The 26,977-nt window shown below is 68.3% G+C and carries 25 protein-coding genes; 12 read left to right on the forward strand and 13 right to left on the reverse strand.

Annotated features, from left to right (window positions below):
- Positions 1-411 precede the first annotated feature (411 nt).
- The 8 genes from G495_RS18580 to G495_RS0109980 all read right to left on the reverse strand — a co-directional run bounded on the left by G495_RS18580 (position 412) and on the right by G495_RS0109980 (position 8,516).
- Complete coding sequence (locus G495_RS18580) at positions 412-2,100, reverse strand: sensor histidine kinase (protein WP_051445254.1); 1,689 nt, start codon at positions 2,098-2,100, stop codon at positions 412-414.
- A gap of 129 nt (positions 2,101-2,229) precedes the next feature.
- Positions 2,230-2,427, reverse strand: coding sequence for a hypothetical protein (locus G495_RS0109950; protein WP_028587691.1), 198 nt, complete (start codon positions 2,425-2,427; stop codon positions 2,230-2,232).
- Positions 2,428-2,562: 135 nt separating this feature from the next.
- The gene (locus G495_RS0109955) at positions 2,563-3,012 is read right to left on the reverse strand and encodes a response regulator (RefSeq protein WP_028587692.1); all 450 of its coding nucleotides are present in this window, start codon (positions 3,010-3,012) and stop codon (positions 2,563-2,565) included.
- Positions 3,013-3,110: 98 nt separating this feature from the next.
- Positions 3,111-4,580 (reverse strand): SLC13 family permease, encoded by a 1,470-nt coding sequence (locus G495_RS0109960; protein WP_035251692.1) that lies wholly within the window; start codon positions 4,578-4,580, stop codon positions 3,111-3,113.
- A 124-nt stretch (positions 4,581-4,704) separates the two neighbouring features.
- Entirely contained in the window at positions 4,705-5,256 is a 552-nt protein-coding gene (locus G495_RS0109965; protein WP_028587694.1) for a CBS domain-containing protein, read from the reverse strand.
- A gap of 616 nt (positions 5,257-5,872) precedes the next feature.
- Positions 5,873-6,322: a response regulator gene (locus tag G495_RS0109970; protein WP_028587695.1), complete on the reverse strand. Its 450-nt coding sequence runs from the start codon at positions 6,320-6,322 to the stop codon at positions 5,873-5,875.
- A gap of 79 nt (positions 6,323-6,401) precedes the next feature.
- Positions 6,402-7,883 (reverse strand): SLC13 family permease, encoded by a 1,482-nt coding sequence (locus G495_RS0109975; RefSeq protein WP_028587696.1) that lies wholly within the window; start codon positions 7,881-7,883, stop codon positions 6,402-6,404.
- Between the two features lie 81 nt (positions 7,884-7,964).
- Positions 7,965-8,516: a CBS domain-containing protein gene (locus G495_RS0109980; RefSeq protein ID WP_028587697.1), complete on the reverse strand. Its 552-nt coding sequence runs from the start codon at positions 8,514-8,516 to the stop codon at positions 7,965-7,967.
- 1,092 nt (positions 8,517-9,608) lie between these two features.
- Between G495_RS0109980 and G495_RS0109985 the strand changes: the two genes are divergently transcribed.
- From G495_RS0109985 to G495_RS0110010, 6 genes are all read left to right on the forward strand, one after another.
- The gene (locus G495_RS0109985) at positions 9,609-10,031 is read left to right on the forward strand and encodes a universal stress protein (RefSeq protein ID WP_028587698.1); all 423 of its coding nucleotides are present in this window, start codon (positions 9,609-9,611) and stop codon (positions 10,029-10,031) included.
- 299 nt (positions 10,032-10,330) lie between these two features.
- Entirely contained in the window at positions 10,331-11,677 is a 1,347-nt protein-coding gene (locus G495_RS0109990) for a sodium:proton antiporter (protein ID WP_156939672.1), read from the forward strand.
- 299 nt (positions 11,678-11,976) lie between these two features.
- Positions 11,977-12,342: a response regulator gene (locus G495_RS0109995; RefSeq protein ID WP_028587700.1), complete on the forward strand. Its 366-nt coding sequence runs from the start codon at positions 11,977-11,979 to the stop codon at positions 12,340-12,342.
- Positions 12,343-12,739: 397 nt separating this feature from the next.
- The gene (gyrA, locus tag G495_RS18585; RefSeq protein WP_035251695.1) at positions 12,740-15,208 is read left to right on the forward strand and encodes a DNA gyrase subunit A; all 2,469 of its coding nucleotides are present in this window, start codon (positions 12,740-12,742) and stop codon (positions 15,206-15,208) included.
- The gene (locus G495_RS0110005; protein WP_156939668.1) at positions 15,198-15,968 is read left to right on the forward strand and encodes a tetratricopeptide repeat protein; all 771 of its coding nucleotides are present in this window, start codon (positions 15,198-15,200) and stop codon (positions 15,966-15,968) included. Before gyrA ends, G495_RS0110005 begins: the two co-directional genes overlap by 11 nt.
- Positions 15,969-16,175: 207 nt before the next feature.
- Positions 16,176-17,495: a histone deacetylase family protein gene (locus G495_RS0110010; protein WP_028587702.1), complete on the forward strand. Its 1,320-nt coding sequence runs from the start codon at positions 16,176-16,178 to the stop codon at positions 17,493-17,495.
- Between the two features lie 84 nt (positions 17,496-17,579).
- On the opposite strand, the gene zupT is transcribed toward G495_RS0110010, so the two are convergent.
- The gene (gene zupT / locus G495_RS0110015) at positions 17,580-18,410 is read right to left on the reverse strand and encodes a zinc transporter ZupT (RefSeq protein WP_028587703.1); all 831 of its coding nucleotides are present in this window, start codon (positions 18,408-18,410) and stop codon (positions 17,580-17,582) included.
- A gap of 286 nt (positions 18,411-18,696) precedes the next feature.
- Between zupT and G495_RS0110020 the strand changes: the two genes are divergently transcribed.
- The 3 genes from G495_RS0110020 (at position 18,697) to rsgA (ending at position 20,937) form a co-directional block, all read left to right on the forward strand.
- Complete coding sequence (locus tag G495_RS0110020) at positions 18,697-18,969, forward strand: CD3324 family protein (protein WP_028587704.1); 273 nt, start codon at positions 18,697-18,699, stop codon at positions 18,967-18,969.
- A gap of 125 nt (positions 18,970-19,094) precedes the next feature.
- Entirely contained in the window at positions 19,095-19,817 is a 723-nt protein-coding gene (locus G495_RS0110025) for an SAM-dependent methyltransferase (RefSeq protein WP_035251699.1), read from the forward strand.
- Between the two features lie 37 nt (positions 19,818-19,854).
- Positions 19,855-20,937, forward strand: coding sequence for a ribosome small subunit-dependent GTPase A (gene rsgA, locus G495_RS0110030; protein WP_084458111.1), 1,083 nt, complete (start codon positions 19,855-19,857; stop codon positions 20,935-20,937).
- Positions 20,938-20,945: 8 nt separating this feature from the next.
- Here the strand turns inward: rsgA and G495_RS0110035 are convergent, their stop codons facing one another.
- Positions 20,946-21,902 (reverse strand): elongator complex protein 3, encoded by a 957-nt coding sequence (locus tag G495_RS0110035; protein ID WP_245588406.1) that lies wholly within the window; start codon positions 21,900-21,902, stop codon positions 20,946-20,948.
- A gap of 332 nt (positions 21,903-22,234) precedes the next feature.
- Between G495_RS0110035 and G495_RS0110040 the strand changes: the two genes are divergently transcribed.
- A complete protein-coding gene (locus G495_RS0110040) occupies positions 22,235-22,528 on the forward strand; it encodes an integration host factor subunit alpha (RefSeq protein WP_028587708.1) in 294 nt (97 codons plus the stop codon).
- Here G495_RS0110040 and G495_RS0110045 read toward each other — a convergent pair.
- Entirely contained in the window at positions 22,515-23,294 is a 780-nt protein-coding gene (locus G495_RS0110045; RefSeq protein ID WP_028587709.1) for a septal ring lytic transglycosylase RlpA family protein, read from the reverse strand. The genes G495_RS0110040 and G495_RS0110045 overlap by 14 nt on opposite strands.
- A 76-nt stretch (positions 23,295-23,370) precedes the next feature.
- The gene (locus G495_RS0110050) at positions 23,371-24,210 is read right to left on the reverse strand and encodes a prepilin peptidase (RefSeq protein ID WP_245588407.1); all 840 of its coding nucleotides are present in this window, start codon (positions 24,208-24,210) and stop codon (positions 23,371-23,373) included.
- 91 nt (positions 24,211-24,301) lie between these two features.
- Between G495_RS0110050 and G495_RS0110055 the strand changes: the two genes are divergently transcribed.
- On the forward strand, positions 24,302-25,597 hold the full coding sequence (locus tag G495_RS0110055) for a phenylacetate--CoA ligase (protein WP_028587711.1): 1,296 nt from the start codon (positions 24,302-24,304) through the stop codon (positions 25,595-25,597).
- 323 nt (positions 25,598-25,920) lie between these two features.
- A complete protein-coding gene (locus G495_RS0110060) occupies positions 25,921-26,262 on the forward strand; it encodes a NifB/NifX family molybdenum-iron cluster-binding protein (protein ID WP_028587712.1) in 342 nt (113 codons plus the stop codon).
- Positions 26,263-26,394: 132 nt separating this feature from the next.
- Here the strand turns inward: G495_RS0110060 and purE are convergent, their stop codons facing one another.
- Entirely contained in the window at positions 26,395-26,889 is a 495-nt protein-coding gene (gene purE, locus G495_RS0110065; protein WP_028587713.1) for a 5-(carboxyamino)imidazole ribonucleotide mutase, read from the reverse strand.
- Positions 26,890-26,977: the final 88 nt, after the last annotated feature.

Genomic DNA, 26,977 nt, shown 5'->3' on the forward strand with positions numbered 1-26,977 from the left:
CCAGGGGGCGCTGCCCCCTGGACCCCCGCGAGGGGCCGGGGGCCCCTCGACCCCATACGCCGCCCCGGGTGGCTGCGGCGAAGCGCCGCAACCACCCGGAGCGGGGGCAGGGCGGGGGGATGGGGACGCTCTGGTCAAGGCCGGAGAAAAGCCTCGGGCCGGATTCCCGCAAGGGAATCCGGCCCGGTGGTTTTCGGGTCTGGTCTGGCCATGGGACAACCCCGGCGTTTTCCATGCCCCTTCCCCCAACCCCAAAAACCCCCCAACCCTTCCCCCGAGAGCGCATTTTGGGGGTGAGGGGGGTGTGGGTCCGGGAGAGGGGGGAGCGGGGGGATTTTGGCGCCCTTGCGAAGAATGACAAATTCCCCCGCTCCCCCCTCTCCCGGTCTCTTCAGCCCAAGCCCAAGCCCCCTAGCGCGGCTCGGGCGGGGCCTGGGCGGGCAGGTGGACCAGGAAGGCCGTACCCTGCCCGGGCTGGCTGGTCACGGAGATGGTGCCGCCCAGTTTCTGGATGATGCCGTGGCAGATGGACAGCCCCAGGCCGGTGCCCTTGCCGGGCAGCTTGGTGGTGAAGAAGGGGTCGAAGATTTTTTCCAGGTTTTCCTGTGGGATACCGATGCCGTTGTCGGCCACGGAGAAGGACAGGCCGCCCTGTTCGCCCTTGGCCGTGCGCACGGTGATCTCGCCGCCCTTGGGCAGGGCGTCGATGGCGTTGTTGACGAGGTTGAGCAGCACCTGGCGCAGCAGCGAGGGTTCGCTGTGGATGATGGGCAGGTCCTGGGCCAGGTCCTTGACGATCTGGATATTGTCCAGGGTGGCCTCGCGTTCACGCATGCCCACCACGTCGTCCACCAGGGCGTTGACGTCCACGTCGCGGATGGTGGAGTCCATCTTGCGGGCGAAGCTCAGGAGCTTGTGGGTGATTTCCTTGCAGCGTCCGGCCTGGACCACGATCTCGCGCAGGGAGTCCTGGATTTCGACCATTTCGGGCAACTGGCTCATGGCTTCGCGCTTGAGCAGGTCCTGCATCCAGCCGGCCTCTTCGCCGATGATGGCCAGGGGGTTGTTGATCTCGTGGGCGATGCCTGCGGAGAGCTGGCCGATGGCCGCGAGTTTCTGGGACTGGATCATCTGGTCGTCGAAGACGTTCTTTTCCTTGTCGAGCCGTTCCATGCGCCGCAAGAGGATGCGCAGGGCCCAGGCCGCGCCGCCCGCGATGGCCAGGATGCCCAGGGCGAAGACGACGCTGAAGGTCTTGAGCTTGGTGGCCCAGGCCTGGCGGGCCTCGCGTTCCTCCTGCTGCACCACCAGGGCCCATTCGGGCTTGGAGGCCAGCCGCGACACGGTGAACAGCAGGTCCATGCCCTGGCTGGGGCGGCGCAGGACGCCATCCCCGGCTGCGGCCACGGCGTCGGCCAGGTCCTGGTCCACAGGGCGCAGCATGGCGCCGTACATCATGGAGCGGGTTTGCAGCAGGCCCTGCGGGTCGAGGATGAAGACCTCGCCGGTGCGCCCGAAGCGTTCGCCGTCGAGCAGGGAGCTGAAGTGGAAGGCGTTGACCGAGGCGCGCAGGACCCAGGTCCGGCCGGCGCTTTGGCGTTTGACGGCGATGGCGAAGTGCGGGGAGTTCCGGTAGCCCAGGAACACGTTGCTCACGACCCGGCCCTTGGCCATGACCTCCTGGAACCAGGGTTCCTTGCTGTAGTCCCTGCCTTGCAGGTCGTGGGGGCCTGCGTAGGCCAGGTGCCGCCCGTCGGGCCCCAGCACGCCCATGTCTTCGAAAAGGTGGCTGAAGTTCTGGCTCACGGTGCCGAAGACGGCTTCCAGGGCTCCGGGGCGCTGGAGTTCGTCCAGGGAGTGCAGGTCGGCCACCAGGGCCACGGTGCGGGCCAGGTCCGCCAGGGAGAGATCGACGATGGTCGCGTATTTGTGGGTGAGCAGCTGGAAGTATTCGGTGGAGCGGGCCTCGATTTCCCTGTCCATGTCCTTCAGGGCGTAGGCGAAGGCCAGCAGGCCCACCAGTACGGCGGGCAAGGTGGAATAGAGCAGGACCGAGAGGATGAAGACCTTTCGTTTGCGGTTCAGGGCGAGATTGGGCATGGGCTGACCTCGTGCGTCTGCCTGGTCCCTTGGGAAGGGGGGGTCGCCAGCAGGCGGTGGACTCTGTGCGGATTCAAGGAGCCGTGGCGGAGCCCGGGGCCGGGTTCCGGGGGCGGGCCGTTGGGGGCGTCATGCGCCGAGCAGCCGGTGGACCAGGCTGGCCAGCATGTTCAGCAGGACCAGCCCGCCGATGCAGGCGGGCCAGAACCACCATTTCTTCATGAACGGCGGATTCCAGGCGTTCCTGCCCCGGGGCAGGTGGTGCAGGGCCTTGATGGGGCGGGGCCCCTGCTGCCCTGGTGTTTCGTCGCGCCGGTTCCCGGCCATGGCCGCCTCCGGTTCAGCGGGTGTTCGGTGTACTGTACCGGGTGGGCGGCCCGGATGTCCAGAGTCTGAAAATCCGGGCGCCCCCGGCGCATGGCCGACGCGAGGGGGCGCCCGGTGGTATCGGTTGGTGCCGACTTAGAAGCGGATGGTTTTTTCCAGCCGGTCGAGCTGGGCGCGTTCCTCGGCCTTGCGCAGGCGCTCTTCGCGCTGGCGCTTGAGGGCCACGGCCTGGTTCAGCTTTTCCAGCAGGCTGTCGTAGTCATGGGGTTTCATGAGGTAGTCGAAGGCGCCCAGGCGCATGCCCTCGATGGCGCTGGGCACATCGGCGTCACCGGTGAGCAGGATGACCTCGACGCCGATGTGGTTCTTGCGGATCTCGGCCAGGGTCTCGATGCCCGAGAGCCCGGGCATGCGGATGTCCAGGACGACCGCGTCGCAGGGCTCCTTGGCCAGCAGGGCCAGGGCGTCCATGCCGCTGCCCACGGTCTGCACCGCGAAGCCGCTTTCCTTCAGGCGCTTGGCCAGGGTGGTGCGGAAGCGCTCCTCGTCGTCCACGAGCAGCAGCTTTGGGGTGTCGTTGGTCATGGCATTCTCCTTGTGTCTCTCTCCCGGCACGGTGTCGGCGGGAGTTGTTGCGTTTCCTGCGGGCGGCGCCGCCTCGCCGCGCGCCGCCCGCCCTGTGCCTAATAGAACCCTATGAGAGGCCAATAGGTCATAACGCCGAGGACCGCAACCAGCAGCAGGGCCAGACACCAGGGCACGGCGACCTTGATGAAGTCCATCTGGCTGAAGTAGCCGGTGCTGTAGGCAATGATGGTCGGGGGGCAGCCGATGACCAGCATGATGAAGGACGTGGTGATGGGCGAGAGCAGGGCCACGGCCTTGGGCGACATGGCCAGCAGTTCGGCCATGGGCAGGGTCACGGGCAGGGTCAGGGCCACGGCGGCGGAGTTGCTCATCACGCTGGAGAGCATGGAGCCGAACAGGCCCATACCGTAGTAGACCACGAACGCGCTCTGGCCGTCGAGCAGGGGCAGCAGGGTTTCTGCCAGGTATTTTCCGGCTCCGGAGGTGAGCATGGACGCGCCCAGGGACACGCCCGCGCCGAAGACGATCCACGATTCCCAGGGGAACTTGTCGCAGATGGTCTTGAAGGAGATGAACTTGGGCCCGCAGAAGCCCGCCAGGGCCAGGGCCGCCACCACGCTGACGTGCCAGCCCGTGAGGTCCGAGAAGGTCCACAGGGCGAAGGTCAGGGAGAAGATGATGGTCACGCCCAGTTCCTTGCCGCGCATGGGCGGCAGCTTGTCCATTTTCACCGAGGCGGGCAGCTCCTTCTCCTTGGGCCGGAAGATGGCGTAGACGATGGCCCAGGTGACCACGGCCACGGGAATGGTCAGCGGGAACTGGATGATCAGGTATTCCACGAAGCCGATGCGCACCGCGCCCTCGGTGAAGTTTTGCAGCACCTCCACGGCCAGGGGGTTTCGGCCACCGCCCAGCAGCGTGCCGAAGCCGCCGGCCGACGAGGCCAGGGGGATGAGGATGATGAAAAATTTAGCCAAGTTGCTCGATTTCCCTGGGGTCAGGCCCATGGCACGCAAAACCGGAACCATGGCGAAGATCATGATGACCGTCACCGTGGCGTCGTGGAAGATGGTGGCCAGCATGGTGCAGCCGATGGCCATGAAGAAGCTCAGGCGTTTGACCCCGGTGCCCGCGATCTTGAAGATGTAATACATCAGGCGGTTGGCCAGGCCCACCTCGTTGAGCACCACGCCGAACATGATGATCATGAGTACGAACATGACCGCCGGGCTGGCGAAGGGCGCCCAGGCGGCGGTGGGCTTTTCGATGCCGAACAGGATCAGGCCTGCGGCGGCGCACAGGGCCGTGACGCCGATGGGGATGGCCTCGCTGACCCACAGGACGATGATGGCCGCCACCAGGGCCAGGAGCTTGTGCCCGGCGTCGGGCAGGTTGGCGGGGGTGGGCAGCAGGTAGATGCCCAGGCCCACGGCCAGGGCGAGCAGCACCTTGATGATGATGGTTTTGCCTGGCTGCTGTGGGGCCTGGGGTTCGTGGTCGTCGAGCATGAGCTCGCTGTCGTCCCTGTAGTCGTTCTCGGGGGTGTGCGCGTGGGCTGCACTCATGGGGAAACCTCCGGTCATGGTGAAACGTTGGCGTTTCGCGTTGTGGGTCCGTGACAAAGGGGCCGTCGTGCGGTCGAGTTGTCCGAAGCACATGGCCGGGGAGCCCGGCGCCGGGCCGTCCGGGCTAGAGCGTGCAGACTTCCTTTATTCTGCGGCCAATCTCGCGGTAGACGTCGGAGAAGCGCAGCAGGCCGACCAGCTTGTTGCCGTCGGTGACGAACAGCGAGTCGTGGCGCAGGAGCACGAAGCGGTGCAGGGCGCTGTTCAGGGAGTCGTCGATGTTCACGACCTGCGAGGCTGCGGGCTTGCGCAGGAAGTCCCTGATTCTGACGTTTTTTGCCGTGGAGCAGAGGTCGTCCAGCGGGGTGGACCACAGCCGGGTCAGATCCTTCATGGAGTCGATGACGTAGCCCGAGCTGATGAAGCTGCTGGCCTTGGGATCGACGATCCTGTCGAAGTCGGGCTCCAGGCCCCGGATGACGTCCGTGGGCGAGAGCTTGCCCACGATCTTTCCGCTTTCGTCCTGGACCAGCAGGATGCGCTGTTCGCGTTTGCCTGTCTGGTAGTCCTGCTGGGCCTGCTCCAGGGCCACGACGGCCTCGGAGAACGTCGCCGAGTCCTTGATCGTGGGGAACTTGCCGATGGGCACCATCAGCGCCTTGACCGAATCTTGCATGGTTTGGCTCCTTTCCGGGAGCCCGGGCCGGGCCGGGCGGTCCGGTTGGGGGTGGAGGGGCTTGCCCGCCCCTGGTGGTTTCCTTCGGCCCTTGGCCGGGAGGTCTTGGCGCAGGCGGGGCCTGCGCGCATGGTGGAACGTGTGTGCCTCTGCCGTGCCCGCCGCGTTGCGCCACAGGGGAGATGCCAGGAGAGCCCGGTCCGGTGCCCAGGGTGCTGGCGGTCCGCCGGGGCGGCTGCGCGTCCGGCGGAATATGGCGTGGTCTGCTTGTTGCCGGGCCGAAGTGTTCGCAAGGAACGTCCGGCCCGGAGCGGGCTTTCGTTTTTATGGACTGGTGTGCGCCGGTCCCGTCTTGTTCTCTTTCACACAAACTAATTTTGAGTCAACAAAAAACGGGAATATTCAATGCAATGGAGAGAAAACAATATTTTATTCCGCCTCTGGGCCACTCAACGGGCGAAAACACCAATTCCCGGCCATGCTGCTGCATGGCCGGGTCTTGGTTGCTGCGGCTCCTGCCTGGCGGCCGGCTGGGGTGGAGCCGGTGGCGTCCTGGGCGGGGGCCTGTATTGTGTCACCCGCTGCGGGTGGTGTGCTTCTGGCTCGCGGCGTCCTCCTAGAAGCCGATGTGCTTTTGCAGCTTTTCGAGCCGGGCGCGCTCCTCGGCCTTGCGCAGGCGCTCCTCGCGCTGGCGCTTGAGGGCCACGGCCTGGTTCAGCTTTTCCAGCAGGCTGTCATAGTCGTGCGGCTTCATGAGGTAGTCGAAGGCGCCAAGGCGCATGCCCTCAATGGCGCTGGGCACATCGGCGTTGCCGGTGAGCAGGATGACCTCGACGCCGATGTGGCTCTTGCGGATCTCGGCCAGGGTCTCGATGCCCGAGAGCCCGGGCATGCGGATGTCCAGGACGACCACGTCGCAGGGCTCCTTGGTCAGCAGGGCCAGGGCGTCTTTGCCGCTGCCCGCGGTCTGGGTCTCGAAGCCGCTCTCGGCCAGGCGCTTGGCCAGGGTGGTGCGGAAGCGCTCCTCGTCGTCCACCAGCAGCAGTCTCGGCTTGCTGTCGCTCATGTGCGTTCCTCTCGTGTTTCCCGCCGGCCGGGCTCCGGCCGGCGGGAGTTGGGGTTGGGTTGTTCGCTCTTGGTGCGCATCAGCTGAAGCCGATCATCGGCCAGTAGAGCATGGCGCCCAGCACGCAGATGGTCAGCAGCAGGAGGCACCAGGGCACGGCGACCTTGATGAACTCCATCTGGCTGAAGTAGCCGGTGCTGTAAGCGATGATGGTCGGGGGGCAGCCGATGACGAGCATGATGAAGGAGGTGGACATGGGCGAGAGCAGGCCCACGGCCTCTATGCTCATGTTCATCATCTCGGCCATGGGCAGGGTGATGGGCAGGCTCAGGGCCACGGCGGCGGAGTTGCTCATCATGCTGGAGAGCACCGAGCCGAAGAAGCCCATGCCGAAGTAGGTCACGAAGGTGCTCTGGCCCTGGAGCAGGGGGATGAAGGCCTCGGCCAGGTACTTGCCCAGGCCGCTGGTGAGCATGGCCGCGCCCAGGGACACGCCCGAGCCGAACACGATCCACGACTCCCAGGGGAACTTGTCGCAGATGGTCTTGAAGGACACCCAGCCCGGCGTGCAGAAACCCGCCAGGGCCAGGGCGGCCACGACGCTCACGTGCCAGCCGGTCAGGTCGCCGGCGAACCACAGCACGAAGGCGGCCACGAAGATCACGCTCACGCCGATCTCGGCGGTGCTCATCTTGGGCATGGACTCGATCTTCACCGAGGCGGGCAACTCCACTTCCTTGGGCCGGAAGACGGCGTAGACAATGGCCCAGGTGGCGATGGCGGTCAGGATGCAGATGGGGAACTCGATGATGGCGTACTTGAGGAAGCCGATCTTCACTGCCACGCCGGTGGCCTCGAGCAGGTACTTCTGGGTGATGTCCACGGCCAGGGCGCAGCGGCCGCCGCCAAGCAAGGTGCCGAAGCCGCCCGCCGAGGCGGCCAGGGGGATGAGGATGACGAAGAACTTGCTCAGGTTGTTGCTCTTGTTGGGCGTGATGCCCATGGCCTTGAACAGCGGCAGGATGGCGAAGAGCATGATGATGGTGATGGTCGCATCGTGGAAGATCGACGACAGGATCGTGCTGCTGAAGGCGATGAAGAAGCTCAGCCGCTTCACGTTGGTGCCCGCGAAGCGCAGGATCCAGAACAGCAGGCGCTTGGCCAGGCCGACCTCGTTGAGCACCACGCCGAACATGATGATCATCATCACGAACATGACCGCCTGGTTGGCGTAGGGCGCCCAGGCCGCGCTGCTCTTTTCAACCTTGAGCACGATCATCAGCGCCGTGGCCAGAAGCGCGGTGATGCCGATGGGAATGGCCTCGGAAACCCACAAAAAGACCACGGGCACCAGGATGGCCGCCAGGCGGTGTCCTTCCACGGGCAGGTTGTCGGGCCGGGGCAGCAGGAAGATGAGCGCGCCCAGGCCGACGGCGATGAGCAGTTTGATGATTATTGCCTGGGGCGATTGCGTGGGGCCCTGGGGCTCGTGTTCTTCGACCACGAGCTCGTCCGGGGTCCTGTAGTCCGGGTTGGGGGTCTGGGTCGCGGTGTTGCTCATTTCGTTCTCTCCTTTGTGGTTCCGTGGGGGCTGGCCGCCGCGGCGGCCCTGCGGTGTTCGGGAGTAAAGTCCTGCGCGGCCCTAAACGCCGCAAACGTCCTTGATCCTGCGCGCGATCTCCCTGTAGACGTCGGAGAAGCGCAAAAGGCCCACGAGCCTGTGATCGTCCATGACGAACAGCGAGTCGTGGCGGAAGAGCACGAAACGGTGGAAGGCGATGTTCAGGGTTTCTCCGGCCTCGATGACCTGGGAAGCCGAAGGCTTGCGGATGAAGTCCTTGACCTTGATGTTCTTGGCGGTGGAGCAGAGGTCGTCCAGGGGCGTGGACCAGAGCAGCGCCTGGCTCTTCATGGAGTCGATGACATAGCCGCTGCTGACGAAGCTGCTGGCTTGGGCGTCCACGAGCTTGTCGAAGTCGGGTTCGAGCCCGCGCACCACATCCAGGGGCGAGAGCTTGCCGACGATCTTGTTGGCGTTGTCGAAGACCAGCATGATGCGCTGCTCGCGCTTGCCGCTGGCGAACTCCTCCTGGGCCTTGTCCAGGGCCAGGACGGCCTCGGCGAAGGTCGCCGAATCGGAGAGCCGGGGGAACTTGTCGACGGGGACGGTGTAGTCTTTCACGAGACCGTTCATGACTGTTCACTCCTGGGTTGAGCCGCACGAGCCAGGGGCCGTGGGTCTGGTTGCCGGATGCGTTTTTTCACAGTGAGGCCACGATGCCGGGCCAAAGCCCACTTCGCAGAAAGCAGTCTCTGTGCCGAAAATATTTGCGAGATTCGGCAAAAGTCGCTATTTATCTGGAATTGTTTATAAAAATATTGACACACTCTTCACAAGCCGCTTGTGGGTTCGCGTTTTTTCCTGATTTTTTGCGCTATTTTGCGTCTTTCGGCGGGGGGCAAGGCCGCTTCAGGGGTGTGGCGGCCGTCTTTTTGCTTTTTTCCCGGGCGCCCGCTCGGGCCTGGCGGCCAGTACACCCGCTCTTTGCAAGGATTGCCGGGGGGGCGCCTGCGTGGGGCCGCCACCGCGTGCGGTGCGAATCCCGCATCTGGCCATTGGCGCTGTGCATCGCGCAAGGGCGGAGTGAATCGTGGGCCAGAGGCGCGCCATCCGCAGGCCTTGCGGCCCCGGGGTATCGCGCGGCCCGGGGCGGGCCCGTTGGCGCATCCGGCGAGTCATGGCCGTCCGGAAGTGCTGCCTCCCTGACCGTCAGGCCCCGCGCTCCCCGCGTGCGGGGCCGGGGCAATCCGGGGGTGGCCCCTGGCGGGAGGGAGGGCCATGGCCCAGCCGCAGGCAGGCATCCGGCAGGGGGCGGCCCCGGGCGCGGGATGGGCGGTGCAGGAAAAGAGGCGCGCATCGCTCACGGTGGCGGTTTTGCCCACGGGGGCGCCGCCAGCGGACGGCGGGGCGTGCTGCCCGGGACTGCGGCGCCGTCGGTGCCCGTCCGGCCCCGGGCGGACATTTTCGGCGACAATCGGGTCCTGCGGGGCAAATGCAGCTTGCGCGCACCCGCTGCGGTGGGGTAAGCGTGAGACTCACAACCCGCATCGCCATGCATGAAAACCGCCTGCACCGCACAGTGCGGGCGGAGCGCTTCCCCGTTACCCTGCCGGCCCTGGCCGGCAGACGTCGCCACCGGCCCGACGAGGCGGGGGCGGTCCGTGTCCCTTCCGGCGCGGCCCGGCCCGGCCTGTGTGTGTAACCTCGACACAGGAGGACCAAGCGATGTTGTTCAAGAAGATTCTTGTGGGCGTGGACGGCTCGAAGCATGCGGAAAAGGCGGCCCAATACGCCCGGGGCGTGGCCAGGACCCAGGGGGCGGAGCTGATGCTGCTCTTCTGCCCTGGCAACATCCCCCGGCTTATCGGCGGCGGCGCGCGCGAGGAGCTCCAAAAGGAGCTGGAAATGGCGGGCCGCAAGGTCGTTGAGGGCTACAAGGGCCTGTGCGAGGGCTCCGACGTCCGCTTCCGCGTGGACGTGCGCCTGGGCGACCCCGCCAACGCGATCATCCACTACGCCGAAGAAAACGGCGTGGACCTCATCGTCCTGGGCAGCCGGGGGCTCACGGAGCTCGAAGGCCTGTTCCTGGGCAGTGTGACGCACCACGTGCTGCACCGCTGCGACTGCCCGGTGCTCATCGTCCGCTGAAAACGCGCAAGGGGGGCCCGCCCCCCTTGCCCAGACCAGTTCCGAACACGGCGGATGCGCGGCATCCGCCGTGCTGGAAGCGGGAGTCCGCAAGTTCCCGCCATATGCGGCCCGTGTCGCCAGGGCCAAGCGGCGCCGTCCGCTTCGGCAGCCCTTTGCGGGGGGCTACCCCAACAAACCGGAGGATAACGACAGTGCATCAGTTCTTTGGCAAATTGCTGGTTTTCCTTCTCCTGCCGCTGGTCGCGTGCCTGCTGCTGCCCCAGGCGGGGCTGGCGGCAGGCGGAGACCTGCACCACATGGCCGAGGCCATCGGCACGGAGCTGGGCGTGTTCTGGGTCATCCCCTTCGCCTGCATGCTCCTGTCCATCGCCATCTTCCCCTTGGCCGCGCCGCACTTCTGGCACCATCATTTCGGGAAGATCTCGGCCTTCTGGTCCCTGGCCTTCCTGGTGCCCTTCGCGGCGACCTTCGGCTTCGAGCTGGCCCTGTACGAGGTCGTGCATGTGCTCCTGTTGGAGTACATCCCCTTCATCATCCTGCTCTTCGCGCTGTTCACGGTGTCCGGCGGCGTGCGCCTCACCGGGCAGCTGGTGGGCAACCCCGCGGTCAACACCGGGGTGCTCCTGGTGGGCACGGTCCTGGCGAGCTGGATGGGCACCACCGGCGCGGCCATGCTGCTCATCCGCCCGCTGTTGCGCGCCAACGCGCACCGCAAGTTCAAGGTTCATACCGTGGTCTTTTTCATTTTCCTGGTGGCCAACATCGGCGGCTCCCTGACCCCGCTGGGCGACCCGCCGCTGTTCCTGGGCTTCCTCAAGGGCGTTGACTTCTTCTGGACCACCACACACATGTTCCTGCCCATGCTCTTTTTGGTGGTGCTCCTGCTGGGCATCTATTTCGCGGTGGACACCGTGCTCTTCAACAAGGAAGGCCGCCCCGCCATGCCCGCGACGGACGCCAGCTCCGAAAAGCTCGGCCTGGACGGCAAGATCAACCTGCTGTTCCTGGCGGGCATCATCGGCGGCGTGCTCATGAGCGGCATGTGGAAGTCGGGCGTGCAGTTCGACATCTACCACACCCATGTGGACCTGCAGAACGTGCTGCGCGACGCGATCCTGGTGGGCATGGCCCTCTTGTCGCTGAAGTTCACCACCGAGGAGAACCGCCGCAAGAACGACTTCGACTGGTTCCCCATCGTGGAGGTCGGCAAGCTGTTCATCGGCATCTTCCTGTCCATGATTCCGGCCATCGCCATCCTCAAGGCCGGAACCAAGGGCGCCCTGGCCGGGGTCATCACCATGGTCTCCGGCCCCGGGGGCGAGCCCGTCGATGCCATGTACTTCTGGCTCACGGGCGTGCTCTCCAGCTTCCTGGACAACGCGCCGACCTATCTGGTGTTCTTCAACACCGCAGGCGGCAATGCCGGGGAGCTGATGACCACCATGGCCTCCACCCTGCTGGCCATCTCGGCGGGCGCGGTGTTCATGGGCGCCAACACGTACATCGGCAACGCGCCCAACTTCATGGTCCGTTCCATCGCCGAGACCAGCGGCGTGAAGATGCCCAGTTTCTTCGGCTATATGGCTTGGAGCCTGGGCATCCTCATCCCCCTGTTCGTGCTCGTGCAGCTCATCTTCATCTGATCCGGGCCGCCTCCGCGTCCGCATGGGGCCGCCTCCGTCAGGAGGCGGCCCCTTTTCCGGTCCGGGAGGGCCGCAAAAGGGCCGCTCCCCGGCCCTTTGCGGACGTCTGGACAAAACCCCGCCGCTCAAGCACCATTGCCCGCAGGCGCGAGGGCCGCGCGTGCCGGCAGGCCGGCGCAGCCGGCTCATCGCCCCAATGCCCACGGGCGCGAGGGCCGCGCCCGGTCCGCAACAGGAGGATGGAGTTGTCGTGCCCCCCGCCAGGCGGGCCGAGGCACGGGGAGGTTCCCGTGGAGGAGATGGACGTTCTCTTCGTCGATGACGAACTCAAGATTCTCGAAATGTACGGCAAGCGCCTGGGCTGGAGGGGCATCCCGGTCCGGCTGGCCAGCAGCGCCGCCGAGGCCCTGGACGCCGTGGAGGAGCGCGAGCCCGATGTGGTGGTGCTGGACGTGCGCATGCCGGGCAAGGACGGTCTGGAGGTGCTGGCCGAGCTGCGCCAGCGCCACCCCCGGGTGCGGGTGATCATGCTCACCGGCCACGCCAGCGTGGAGGCCGCCCGCAAGGGGCTGGAACTCGGGGCCTTCGACTACCTGATCAAGCCCGTGGCCCTTGACGAGCTGCTGCTCAAGATCACCGAGGCCGCCAAGGCCGCCAAGGGCTAGCCGGGCCGGGCGCTTTGCTCCCGGCATCCGCTGCGGGGCCGCCGAAGCTGCGGCCCTGCGGCGGGCTCCGCCGTGGCCTGCGCCGGGGTGTTTCTGCGGCGCGGGCCGTGGCGCCCCGGCCCCTGGCGGGCCGGGGGCGGGAAATCGGCCCGGGGGCCATCGCAGAGGCTGCGTCCGGCCGGAAAATTGGTTATGAAGGCCTGCGGGCGCGCCGGAGGCGGCGGCCCGCGACGCGAAAACGAGGCCACACGCAACACGCGGGGCAGGCAGCGGGCGGACCGCCCGGCCAGCGGCCCCCCGTCCGCCGCCCGCACCGGGCGGCGGCCATCACCCGGGGGCGCCTCCTGGCGGACGCGTTTCCCCCGGCCTGCACAGGTCACAACAGCGAGGAAGCTCAGTGGACAATCCGACCATCAGCATCGAAAAGGAAATCCAGAAATCCTACCTGGAATATTCGCTTTCCGTGATCATCGGCCGCGCCATCCCCGACGTGCGCGACGGCCTCAAGCCCGTGCACCGGCGCATCCTGTTCGCCCAGTACGAGCTGGGCAACTCCTACACGCGGCCCTACAAGAAGTCCGCCCGCGTGGTCGGCGACGTCATCGGCAAGTACCACCCCCACGGCGACTCGGCGGTCTACGACGCGTTGGTGCGCATGGCCCAGAGCTTCTCCATGCGCGACCCGCTGGTGGACGGCCAGGGCAACTTCGGCTCCATCGACGGCGACGCCGCGGCGGCCATGCGCTACACCGAGGCGCGCATGTCGCGCCTGGCAGGCGAGTTTTTGGCCGATATCGACAAGAAGACCGTGGACTTCCGGCCCAACTACGACAACTCGCTCCAGGAGCCCGTGGTCCTGCCGACCAAGGTGCCCAACCTGCTGCTCAACGGCTCCTCGGGCATCGCCGTGGGCATGGCCACCAACATCCCGCCGCACAACCTCGGCGAGCTGGTGGACGCCCTGCTGGAGCAGCTGGCCAACCCCTCCTGCTCGGTGGACGACCTGTTGCGCCACGTCAAGGGGCCGGACTTTCCCACCGGAGGCTCGCTCTACGCCGGGCAGGGCCTGCTGGATGCCTACCGCACCGGGCGCGGCACGGTGAAGATCCGCGGCAAGGTCGAGATCGAGAAGCGCAAGCGCGACATGGAAGCCATTGTCATCACCGAGATCCCCTTCGCGCTGAACAAGTCCTCGCTGGTGGAGAAGATCGCCCAGCTCGTGCAGGACAAGCGCATCGACGGCGTGTCCGACCTGCGCGACGAGTCCGACCGCAAGGGCATCCGCATCGTGCTCGACCTCAAGAAGGGCGCCATCCCCGACATCATCGTCAACTCGCTGTACAAGTACACGCCCCTGGAAACCTCGTTCGGCTACAACATGATGGCCGTGGTGGGCAACCGGCCCCAGCTTTTGAACCTCAAGGATATCCTGCGCCACTTCCTGGAACACAGAAGCGAGGTCATCATCCGCCGCACCCGCTTCGACCTGGAGAAGTCCGAGGCCCGGGCGCATATCCTCGAAGGCCTGCGCGTCGCCCTGGACAACATCGACGAGGTGGTGGCCATCATCCGCGGCTCCAAGACCCCCCAGGACGCCAAGGACGCCCTGCGCGAGCGCTTCGGCCTGTCCGACCCGCAGAGCCAGGCCATTCTGGACATGCGCCTGCAGCGCCTGACCGGGCTGGAGCACGAGAAGCTCATCGAGGAGTACAACGAGCTGCTCAAGGCCATCGAATACTTCAAGAGCATCCTGGAGCACGACGGGGTGCTGCGCGGCGTCATCGAGGAGGAGCTGGTCAAGCTCAAGGAGACCTTCGCCACCCCGCGCCAGACCGAGATCGTCCAGGACGACCTGTGCGGCATCGACATCGAGGACCTCATCCCCGACAAGGAGGTGGTCATCACCCTGTCGCAGCGCGGCTACGTCAAGCGCACCAACCTGGAGCACTACGCCCAGCAGAAGCGCGGCGGCAAGGGTGTCTTCGGCGTGCACACCTCCGACGGCGACTTCATCCTCAACTTCCTGGTGACCTCCAACCACCAGAACCTGATCCTGTTCACCAACAACGGGCGCATGTACCGCATGAAGGTGCACCAGATTCCCGAGGGCAGCCGCACGGCCAAGGGCGTGCACATCAACAACCTGCTGCCCCTGGGCCGCGACGAGTTCGTGACCTGCGCCCTGACCCTGCGCGACTTCCTGCCCGAGCGCTACTTCCTGTTCGTGACCCGCAAGGGCATGGTCAAGCGCACCGAGGTGGACCAGTACGCCAACTGCCGCTCCACGGGCATCATCGCCGTGAACATCCGCGAGGACGACGAGCTGCTCCAGGTCACCGAGGTGGGCAAGAACGACGAGGCCGTGCTGGTCACCGCCGCCGGGTTCTCCATCCGCTTCGCCTGCCAGGACGTGCGGCCCATGGGCCGGGGCACGGCGGGCGTCAAGGGCATCGCCCTGCGCGGCGGCGACCGCGTGGTGGCCGCCGTGGTGGCCGACGCCCAGGAGACCCGCGACATCCTGTGCGTGTCGGGCGGGGGCTACGGCAAGCGCACGGCCTACGACCTCTACCGGCTTCAGTCGCGCGGGGGCAAGGGCATCATCACCATGCGCACCACGCCCAAGACCGGGCAGCTCCTGGGCGCGGTGATGGTCGAGCCCAACGACGAGATCATCCTGATGACCTCGGAGAACAAGGTCATCCGCATCCCCGTGGACGGGATCCGCAAGGTCGGCCGCGCCACCCAGGGCGTGCGCCTGGTGTCCATGGCCGAGGGCGCGCAGGTGGCCGGGTTCGACCTCGTGCGCGAAAACCAGATCGACGGCGTCGAGCCCCAGGACGCCGACACCCTGCCCGATGAAGACTAGCCTTGGGGCGTTGCTGCTCTGCGCGGCCCTGTGGGCCTGCTCCTCCGGCCTGGGCGAGGGTCCCCTCGCCCAGGCCGACAGGGAGTTCGCCAGCGGCAACTACCTCAAGGCCGAGGCCCTCTACGAGGGCTACCTGCAGGCCAACCCCCAGGGCGCGCAGCGCTGGGAGGCCTGGCAGCAGCTGGTGCGCATCAGCGACACCGTCACCGGCAATACCAAGAAGGCCGCGCGGCTGCTGGAAGCCATGCAGCTCGAATTCTCCGAGGACGCCACGCGCTTCGTGGACCTCTCCTGGCAGCTCGCCGAGATCTACACCCGCCTGCACGAATGGGACAAGGCCAGCGAAACCTGGCAGACCCTGCTGGACCAGGGCGACCTGACCCGCCCGCAGATCGCCGAGGTCCACTGGAACCTGGGCAAGATCCACCAGTACCAGGGGCGCTACGGCATGGCCAAGGATGCCATGCTGGCCTGCATGGAGCAGGCCGACGCCACCAACCCGCACGCCCACTGCATGTACGAGCTGGCCCAGGCCTACAGCCTGCTCAAGAACCGCGCCCAGGCCCGGGCCTGGCTGGAAAAGCTCCTGGCCCTGCCCGATCTGGACACCGAGCTGCACGCCCTGGGCACCTACATGCTGTGCGAGATCCTCGAATCCGAGGGCCAGAAGACCCGGGCCCGCGAGCTCTTGGAATCCATCCGCGCGACCTACCCCAACCCCATGGTCATCGAAACCCGCCTGCGCCAGCTGGGCAAGTAGGCCCGCCGGGGCGCGGGGCTTGTGGCGCCACGCGGCGCGGGCGAAGGCCCCGCGTCTGGCCCCCGGCGCGCCTTGGCGCAGGGGGGCGGCCCGCAGCAACCGCTCCGTTCACCACCGCCTGGGCGCCGTCCACCGGGCAGGCGGTTGACATCGCGCGGGGTTTGGCGTGCTTTGGCGGGGTACGCGCACGGCGCGGGAGGGTTCGTCATGCTTGAGGCCAAGAATCGTCTGGGGATCGTCTTTTTTCCGGCCTTCGATTGGTCCATCAGCCCCACGCATCCCGAGCGGGAGGAGCGGCTGCTCTACACGCAGGACCAGCTGCTGGAGGAGGGCCTGTTCGACATCGACGGCGTGACGGAGCACCGGCCCGAGGTGGCGACGCTGGCGGACGTGGAGCGCGTGCATTTCTGCCTGCCCGACGTGGCCAGCGTGGCCACGCAGTCGCACCTGATTTCGGCGGGCGGGGCCATCAAGGCCGCGCGGCTGGTCATGGAGCGCGAGGAGGAGAAGGCCTTTGCCCTGGTGCGGCCCCCGGGGCACCACGCCATGAAGTTCGTCCACGGCAACCGGGGTTTTTGCAACATGAACATCGAGGCCGTGATGGTGGAGTGGATCCGCGAGACCTACGGCCCGCGGCGGGTGGCCATCGTGGACACCGACTGCCACCACGGCGACGGCACCCAGGACATCTACTGGCACGACCCCGACACGCTGTTCATCTCGCTGCACCAGGACGGGCGCACCCTGTACCCGGGCACGGGCTTCCCCCTGGAGCTGGGCGGGCCCGGGGCCTACGGCAAGACCATCAACGTGCCCCTGCCGCCGCAGACCTCCGACGAAGGCTTCCTGCACGTGCTCGACCATGTCGTGCTGCCGCTGCTGGACGACTTCAAGCCCGACCTAGTCATCAATTCGGCGGGGCAGGACAACCACTTCTCCGACCCCATCACGAACATGAATTTCTCGGCCCGGGGCTACGCGCTGCTCAGCGAGCGGCTCAACCCGGACATCGCCGTGCTCGAGGGCGGCTACGCCATCCAGGGCGCGCTGCCCTACGTGAACCTTGGGCTGTGCCTGGCCATGGCCGGGCTGGACTACCAGGGCGTGGTGGAGCCGGGCTACGACGCCGGGCGGCTGCGCCAGCCGGACAAGGTCACCGACTACATCAAGCGGCTGTGCGACGACGTGCGTGGGCTGTACTTCAACCCCCCGCGCGAGCGGATGCAGGGCGAGGAGTGCGACGGCTTCCGCGTGCGTCACAAGGACATCTACTACGACACCGACGACATCCGCGAGTCGCAGGTGGAGTCGGTGCTGCTCTGCTGCGACTGCCCGGGGGTGGTGCGCATCGAGTCGTGGTCCACGGCGCATCCGCTGTCCGTGGGCGTGGAGATCCCCCAGCGCGCATGCGACCGCTGCCACGCCCGGGGCGTGCAGCTTTTCGAGCAGGCCCTGGTCAAGGGCGGCTACCGCTTCGCCCAGCTCATCGACCGCCGGGGCAAGGTCTACCGCCAGTCGGGGTTCTAGGGGCCGGAGGCGGCGCCGCAACAAGGCGGGCCCGCGCGCAGCAGTGGCGCGCGGGCCCGTCTTGCTTGTGGCGCGGGGCTGCCCCTACAGCAGCAACAGCAGCGACAGGGCCATGACGCCCATGCCGAGCACCGCGCCGAAGATGCAGTGGTGGTGCGCGCCGTATTCCTCGGCGGCGGGCAGCAGCTGGTCCAGGGAGATGAAGACCATGATCCCGGCCACGCTGGCGAACAGGCAGCCGAAAAGCGTGGGCGTGAAGAAGGGCAAGAGCAGCAGGAAGCCCACCCCCGCGCCCACGGGCTCGGCCAGCCCGGAGAGGAAGGCCAGGCGGAAGGACTTTTTGCGGTCGCCCGTGGCGTAGAACAGGGGCACCGACACGGCGATGCCCTCGGGGATGTTGTGGATGGCCACGGCCACGGCGATGGCCAGGCCCAGGCCCGGGTCGGACAGGGCGGCGGTGAAGGTGGCCAGGCCCTCGGGGAAGTTGTGCACGGCAATGGCCACGGCGGCCATCATCCCGGTGCGCTTGAGCTTGGCGAAGTCGTGGGCCTCGTTGCGGGGCAGGTTGCACAGCCCGGCGTCCATTTCCTCCACGGAGTGCAGCTCGTGGGGGTTCTCGTAGTTGGGCACCAAGCGGTCGATGAGCGCGATGAGGCCCATGCCCGCGAAGAACGCGCCCACGGTGGCCCAGGTGCCCGCGCCCTCGCCCAGGGCCTGGGTCAGCGTGTCCCTGGCCTTGGCGAAGATCTCCACGAAGGACACATAGAGCATGACCCCGGCGGAGAAGCCCAGGGCCACGGAGAGCACCTTTGTGTTGGTCTGGCGGGTGAAAAAGGCCACGGCGGCGCCGATGCCCGTGGACAGGCCCGCCAGCAGGGTCAGGGCGAAGGCGAAGACGACGGTTCCGGTGTCCATGCTGGGGCTCCTTGGGGCTGGGGCGCGGGGAACGATCATTTCTTCTAGCGCCGCCGCCGGGCGCGCGCAAGCCCGGACTGCGGGGCGGGGCGGGCGCTCCCGGCGGGTTGACAGCCCGCCTGCGCGCGGATACACGCGGGGCAGGCAAGGCACAATCAACGGAGGAATTTGGATGTTTTCTTCTTTGGATTCCGTGCGTCATGCATAGCATGGGCTTTTGCATGACAGCGTAGATCCTGCGGCAAGGGCCCATGCTCGATCCTGAAAACAAACCAGGAGGAGCATGATGAGCTACAGGAAAGCGAACGACGTGTTGCCGCGGCAACTGCTGCGCGCGATACAGGAGTATATCGACGGCGAAGTGCTGTACATCCCCCGCAAGGCGGAGAACAGAAGGCAGTGGGGGGAAACGACGCAGAACAGGCAGCGCCTGCTGGCCAGGAACCGCGAGATCGCGGCCCGGCGCAGGGCGGGCTGCCCTGTGGCCAGCCTGGCGGAGCAGTACTGCCTGTCCGCCAAGGCCGTCTACAAGATCCTCGCCGCCGTGAACGGTGACTGACGCGAAGCGCCCCGGACCCCCGGGGCGCTTCTTTGTTTGCCAACCAAGAAGTGGAGTGCCCCGGGCGGGGTTTGCGGCTATGACGGCACAAACGACACCCCGAACACGACAAGGAGACCACGACGATGCCGATACCGACCCCGTTCACCGACGCCTACGACAAGGCCTTCCTGCTCGACACCATGATGGGCCCCAACGCCATGCGCATCGCCGAGGAGATGGCCTCCTTCCTGCCCCTGCGCCAGGGGCTGCGCGTGCTGGACCTGGGCTGCGGCATGGGCATCTCGTCCATCCTGCTGGCGCAGAAGTTCGGGGTCCAGGTCTTCGCCGCCGACCTGTGGATCGCCCCCACGGACAACTCCCGGCGCTTCCAGGCCCTGGGCCTGGAAGAGCAGATCGTGCCGCTGGCCGTGGACGCCACCAAGGGCCTGCCCTTTGCCCATGGCTATTTCGACGTGCTCTTTTCCGTGGACGCCTACCAGTACTTCGGCACGAACCAGACCATGCTGCCGGGCCTGCTGGAGTTCGTGAAGCCGGGCGGGCATGTGGCCGTGGCCGTGCCCGGGCTCTCGCGCGAGCTGCCCGGTGGCGAGGTGCCCCCGGAGCTGCGGCCCTTCTGGGTGCCGCAGCTGGACGACGAGTTCCGCACCCTGGCCTGGTGGCGGGCGCTGTGGGAGCAGGCGGACGGGCTGCGCCTGGGCCCCTGCCGCGAGATGGACTGCCTGCGCCAGGCCTGGGCCGACTGGCTGGAGAGCCCCAACCCCCACGCCCGGCAGGACGTGCCCATGATGCAGGCCGAGGGCGGGAAGTATTTCTCGCTGGTCCAGCTGTGCGGGCAGCGGGTGTAGCGCGCGGCGCCGCGCCGTCGGCGCAGGAGAGCAGGATATGGAATTGCGTGTGGATGTGACCCCGTTGCGGGCCCTGGGTTTCGACGCCTGGTTCGAGGCCCGCGCGGGCGAGCTGGGCCTGGAGGGCTGCGGCTTTGCGCGTGTGGTGGCCGTGGACCGCGGGGCATGGCTGATCCGCGACGGGTCGGGGGAAATCCCCGCCGAGCTGTCGGGGCGGCTGGCTTTCCAGACCGAGGGCCCCGCCGATCTGCCCTGCGTCGGGGACTGGGTCACGGTGAGCCTCTACAACGACGGCGCGGCGGCCCTGATCCACCGGGTCTTCCCGCGCAGGACGCTGCTGCGGCGCAAGGCCCCGGGCGGCGCGGGCGTGCAACTGATCGCCGCCAACATCGACGCGGCCTTCATCGTCCAGTCCTGCCATTTCGACTTCAACCCGGCGCGGCTGGACCGCTATCTGGTCATGGCGGCCCAGGGGCAGGTGGAGCCGGTGGTCGTGCTGACCAAGACGGACCTCATCGACCCGCAGGAGCTGGAGCACAAATGCGCGCTGGCAGGCGCCGCCACCCGGGCCCGGGTCATCGCCCTGAGCGCGCACACCGGGGCCGGGTTCGCCGACTTCCAGCAGGCCCTGGCCCCGGGCAGGACCTACTGCCTGCTCGGCTCCTCGGGCGTGGGCAAGACGACCCTCCTCAACCGCCTGCTGGGCCGGGAAACCTTCGGGACCAGCGCCGTCAGCGCCACGGGGGAAGGCACGCACACCACCACCCGCCGCCAGCTCGTCATGCTCGGCCAGGGTGCCATGCTCGTGGACACACCCGGGATGCGCGAGCTGGGCATGGCCGGGGCCGGCGAGGGCGTCGCCACGGGCTTCGACGAGGTCGCCGCCCTTGCGGAGCACTGCCGCTACGCGGACTGCCGCCACGAGAACGAGCCCGGCTGCGCCGTGCGGGCCGCCCTCGCCAGCGGCGCACTGCGCGCGGACCGCTACGCCAGCTACCTGAAGCTCAGGAAAGAGGCGGAGTTCCAGGAATTGAGCGCCCTGGACAAGCGCAGGCGGGACAAGGCCTTTGGCCGCCTCGTCAAGGAGGTGAAGGAGCGCGGGCCCAGGCGGCGGGGCTGAGGCGCGGCTCAGGCCAGCAGGAAATCGGCCCGGGCCTCGAAGGCCGGGGCCAGGCCCAGGGCGGCGTAGTGCGGGCCCAGGGCGCCCCGGTGGCCGAGCACGTCGCTGCGCCAGCGATCCGGGGCCAGCAGGCGCGTGGGCGGCGGGTCCATGGCCCGGGCCCGGGCCCGGACATGGCGCAAAAGCGCCAGGGAGCGCGCCAGCTGCCCCAGGGCCGGGTGCCACGGCCCGGCCAGGATATGGGCGGCCAGGTCCTGCTCCGGGGCCAGGCCGATGCGGATCACCGGCACGCCTGCCCCCCAGCAGGCCAGCAGGGCGTCGGCCAGGGCCGGGACCGTGGCCTCCAGCGTCCAGGGCGCGTACTCGCCCCGGGCCAGGGCGTCGGCCAGGGCCGTGCCGCGCAGCACCACACAGGGATACAGGCGCACGGCCTCGGGCCCGTGCTCCAGGGCCGCGCGCACGTCGGCGTCCAGGTGGCCGGGCGCGTGGCCGGGCAGCCCGGGCAGCAACTGCACGCCCAGGGCCAGCCCGGCCCGGCGCACGGCCTGGCAGGCCGCGTGGGCGGCCTCGGGCCCGTAGCCCCGGCGGGCCGCCGCCAGGGCCGGAGCGTGGAAGGTCTGCACGCCCAGTTCGATCATGTCCAGTTCCTGAGCGGCCAGACGGTCCAGCAGGGCGGGGCTCACGGCGTCGGGCCGGGTGGAGCAGCGCACGCGCGTGACGAGCCCCGAGGCGCGGTAGCGCGCGGCCAGGGCCAGGAAACGCCCGGGCCAGGGCTCGGGCAGGGCGGTGAAGGTGCCGCCGTAGAAGCCCAGCTCCAGGGGCGCGGCGCCCTGGCGCGCGGCAAGCTCCAGGCGGGCTTCCAGGGCGCGCAGGTGTTCGGCCAGGGAGGCCGGGGCCGTGCCCGTGGCGGCGGGCTGGGCGCAGTAGACGCAGCGCCCCGGGCAGCCCTGGAAAGGGAAGAACACCGGGAGGATACGGGCCCGTTGGCGCGGCGGCTCGGGGTGCGGAAAGGCCCGGGCCCCAGGCGGGGCGGGGCTTTTTGCGTTCCCGGGGTGCCGGATTGCGCGAAAAGGCACGTTCATTTTAAATTCCTTGATAAAAACTCAAACCTTAGGTAATAATTCAGAGACAAGGCCCGCCGAGCCCGGCCCGCGCGACGTGCGCGGCGCGGGGTGCCGCCCCCGGGGCGGCGGGTCCTTTGGCGGCGCCACAGGCCCCGGCGCCGCCAAGGGGGCGGGGGTGGCAGAGCCCCTGGCCGCAAGGAGCCGTCAAACCGGGGAAAGCGTTACGGAGGTCCATCATGGGCAAGACGTTAACCAAGGCCGACATCGTTGACAGCATCTACGAGAAGTCCGACCGCAACCGGGCCGAGGTCAAGGCCCAGGTCGAGTCTCTGCTGGAGATCATGAAGCAGTCGGTGAAGAAGGACCACGCGCTGCTCGTCAGCGGGTTCGGCAAGTTCGAGGCCTACGACAAGCGCGCCCGCAAGGGACGCAACCCGCAGACCAACCAGTCCATCACCCTGCCGCCGCGCAAGGTCGTGGTCTTCCGGTTGTCGCGCAAGTTCCGCGCCGAGCTCAATCCGCAATAAGGAAGCTCGACGCGAAGCGCCCTGCGAGTTCGGCATGGGCCCGCGTGGCGCGGGCCATGCCCTGGAACGCGCCCGCCTGCACCCGCCAGTACGTCGCGCCGGAAATCTCGGCCTGCTGCACCCTGCTCTGCCTGTACCCGGCGGCCCGCAACTGCCTGACCAGCCGCTCGGCGTTTTCCTGCACCCGGAAGGACCCCACCTGCACGTAGAAGGTCTCGGCCTCCAGGGCCTGGGCCAGGGTCGGGCCCTGCTGTCCGGCCACCCCCACCACCTCCAGGCGCACCCGCGCCGTGCCGGGGCCGAGCATGTCCAACTGCTCGGCCCCCGCGCGCGAGAGGTCCACGATACGGTCGCCCACGAAGGGCCCGCGGTCGTTGACGCGCAGGGTCACCTCGCGCCCGTTGTCCAGGCGGGTGATGCGCACATAGGTGTTCATGGGCAGGATCTTGTGCGCCGCCGTCATGGCGTGCATGTCGTAAGTTTCGCCGTTGGCGGTTTTCTTGCCGTGGAAGGTCGGGCCGTACCACGAGGCCAGGCCCGTTTCCTGGTAGCCGTCGGCGGAGGACAGGGGATAGTACGTCCGCCCGGCGATGGTGTAGGGCTTGAAGGTGCCCTTGGGCACGGGGCCCGCGCCGCCAGGGGGCACCTGGGCGGGCGCCTGGGGGCGGGCTCCGGTGTCGGGGGCGGTGGGGATGTGGCGCTTGCCGCACCCGGAAAGCAGCAGGGCGGCCAGCACCACGCAGGCCAGCAGGGCCGTATGCCTCATCGCGTCGTCCTCCTGGGTTCTTCCGCTCAGGCAGTACACGAGGGGCGCGCCGCGCGCAACGCTTCTCGCGCGGGGGTCAGCGCACCGTCCCCAGATACCAGGCCAGCACGTCGTCGCCCACGAGGATGGCCAGCATGGCCCCCAGGCACAGGAAGGGCCCGTAGGGGATGGGCGTCTGCATGGGGTTGCCCTGGGCGTCGCGGCGCCCCTGGCGCAGGAGCATGGGCAGGTTGAAGGCGATGAGCGAGACGCCGCTGGCCAGGATCACGAAGGGCAGGTGGCGCAGGCCCGTGAGCGGCCCGAGCAGCAGCATGAGCCAGATGTCGCCCTCGCCCAGGCCCTCGATGCCGCGCAGCCTGCGGTAGGCCCAGCGCACCAGCCAGAACGTGCCCGCGCCCACGCCCGCCGCCAGCAGGGCGTCCACCAGGGGGATGCCCAGAAACAGCGGCGCGCAGACCATGGCCAGCACCGCGCCGATGATCATCGGCCACAGGGGCAGCATGAAGCTGGCCAGGTCGATGAAGGCCAGCACGATGAGCAACCCGGAGAAGGCCAGGTACACGGCGAAGGTCATGCCCGGGCCGAACTTCACGGCCAGGGCCAGGGCCACGGCGCCCGACAGGGCCTCCACCAGCGGGTAGCGCGCGGAAATGGGCTTGCGGCAGTTGCGGCAGCGCCCACGCAGCATGAGCCACGACACGAGCGGAATGTTCTCCCACCAGGACAGGAAATGCCCGCATTTCGGGCACTTGGAGCGCGGCGGGTTGGCGATGGATTCGCCCGTGAGCCCCCGGTGGATGCACACGTTGTAGAAGCTGCCGAGCACCAGGCCGAGCACCGTGGCCAGGATGCGGAAGACTGTGGTCTCGTCCATGCGCGCCGCCTTGCGGTTGAATGCGCCCGGGTTTTCGGGCATGGTCTTTTCCGCTTCGCCAATCCGAGTGGGTACTGGATTTCCGGCCCGGCCACAAGCCGGGCCCCCGGCCCGCAGCCCAGGAGAACAACCCATGCAGTGCGCGCCCAGGTTCATCCCCCGGCTCTCCCAGGAGCAGCTCCACGACATCCAGCTCGCGGGCCTCAAATGGACCGTGGAGCACGCCTACGCCAACAGCCCGGCCTACCGCGCCAAGTTCGAGGCCGCAGGCCTGGCCCCGGGGGATGTGCGCTTCCTGGACGACCTGGCCCGGCTGCCCTTCACCGACGTGGACGACCTGCGCGAGGGCTACCCCATGCCCCTGCGCTGCGTGCCCGAGGAGCGCCTGGTGCGCATCCACGCCTCCAGCGGCACAACGGGCAAGCGCAAGGTCATGGTCTACACCCAGGGCGACGTGGACACCTGGAAGACGATGATGGCCCGCTGCTTCGAGCTGGCGGAGCTGACCCCGCGCGACCGGGTGCAGATCGCCGTGGGCTACGGGCTGTGGACCGCCGGAGCGGGCTTCCAGCTCGGTTGCGAGCATTTCGGGGCCACGGCCCTGCCCGTGGGCCCGGGCAACCTGGAAATCCAGATGCAGCTGATCACCGACCTGGGCGCCACCTGCCTGTGCTCCACGGCCTCCATGGCCCTGCTGCTGGGCGAGGAGGTCGAAAAACACGGCCTGCGCGAGCAGATCGCGCTGAAAAAATGCATCTTCGGCGCCGAGGCGCACACGCCCAAGATGCGTGCGCGCTTCGAGGCCCTGCTGGGGCTGGAGCACAGCTTCGACATCTCGGGCATGACCGAGCTGTACGGCCCGGGCGCGGGGCTGGAATGCACGGCCCACGCGGGCATCCATTACTGGGCCGACATGTACATCCTGGAGATCCTCGACCCGGCGACCCTGCAACCCGTGGCCCCGGGGCAGACCGGGGAGATGGTCGTGACCACCCTGCGCAAGGAGGGCGCGCCGCTCATCCGCTACCGCACCCACGACCTGACGCGGCTTTTGCCCGGGGAGTGCGCCTGCGGGGTGGCCATGCCGCGCCACGACAGGATCCTGGGCCGCTCCGACGACATGATCATCTTCCGGGGCGTGAACATCTACCCCGGGCAGATCGCCGCCGTGCTGGAGAAGTTCCCCGAGGCGGGCAGCGAATACCAGATCGTGCTGACGCGCACGGGCGGGCGCGACTCCATGCGCATCAAGGTCGAGCGCGCCCGGGACGCCCAGGCCGGGGACGACGCGGGCGCGGCCAAGGCCGTTGCCGAGGCCCTGCACCACCAGCTTATGGCCCGCGCCAGCGTGGAGATCGTGGATTTTGGCTCCCTGCCGCGCTCCTTCGCCAAGACCAAGCGCGTCATCGACGAGCGCGACCAGGCCTAGCCGGGCCGCCCCGCAGGGCGCGCCGCCGCGCTGCCCGGGACATCCAAGCCCCTGCGTCTGCCCCGGGACGCGGGGGCCTGGTTTTTTCGCGCCGCCCGGGGCCACCGGACGGGGCTTCCGTCAACCGCTGGCCGCGCGGGGCGCAAAAATCCAGGGGCCTGCGGCAGGCAAGGCGCGGCCCAAGGATTTCCGCGCCTGCCGCCGGGCTTGCGAGGCGGGCTTCCGGATGGTGCGGGCCTGCGGGCGGGGGTGGCCTTCGCGGCCAGGCGGGGGTATGCTCCGGGCAGCAGGCGAGCCAGCCGCCAGGCTGGCGAGGAGGAGTCATGCCAGACGTCATCGCCGTGGCCGCCGCAGGCCCGGACCCCGGCAGCCCGGTGGAGCCGGTCATCGGCCGGGCGGACTATTTTCTGTTCTTCGACGCGCGCGGAGCCTTCGTGCGCGCCCAGGCCAACCCGCACCGCGACCTGAGCCAGGGCAGCGGCACCCTCGTGGCGCGGATGCTCATCGAGGCCGGGGCACGGGCCGTGCTGGGGGGCAACGTGGGGCCCAAGGCGGCCCTGGCCCTGCGCGGGGCGGGGGTCAGCGTGAGCTGCCCGCACCAGGGCCCGGCCGGCGAGGCCGTGGCCCGTTTCCTGGCCGTGGAGCGTGACCTGCCCGGCGCCTGACGGGGGCTTGCGGGCATCCCCCGCCCCCGATGGAAAAGGGCGCACCCGGGCAGCAGCGCTGCTGCCCGGATGCGCCTTTCTTCCCGGCCGGAGCTCTGCCGGATTTTTGGCTGCGGCTTCGCCGCCTCTGCCCTACTTCCTGGCCGCCAGTTCCGTCGCGGCCTTGTCCACCGAGGCCTTGAACTCCTCGCGGGCGGCGCGCAGCCGGGCTTCCAGGTCCTTGTCCGTCAGGGCCAGGATCTGGGCGGCGAGCCAGGCGGCGTTGCGCGCCCCGGCCTTGTCCAGGGCCACGGTGCCCACGGGGAAGCCGGGGGGCATCATGACGGTGGCCAGCAGGGCGTCCATGCCGCCCAGGGCCGAGGCCGTCACGGGGATTCCCAGCACGGGGCGCACGGTCTTGGCGGCCACGGCGCCTGCCAGGTGGGCGGCCATGCCTGCCGCGCAGATGAAGACCTGGCAGCCCTTGGCCTCCAGGTCGGCCACCAGGGCGGCGGTGCGTTCGGGGGTGCGGTGGGCGCTGGTGACGGTGAACAGGTAGTCGATGCCCAGGCTGTCCAGCACGTCGGCGCAGGGCCGGACCATGGGTTCATCGGAAATGCTGCCCATGAAGATGGCGACGCGACTCATGTTTTGCTCCTCGCACGTTAGGATTTTTCGTTGCCACGCCTGCGCAGTGCGCAGGCCATTCACCCCCGCAAACTCTCCTTCCAAGCTC

Source organism: Desulfocurvus vexinensis DSM 17965 (genome assembly GCF_000519125.1).
Classification (GTDB): domain Bacteria; phylum Desulfobacterota; class Desulfovibrionia; order Desulfovibrionales; family Desulfovibrionaceae; genus Desulfocurvus; species Desulfocurvus vexinensis.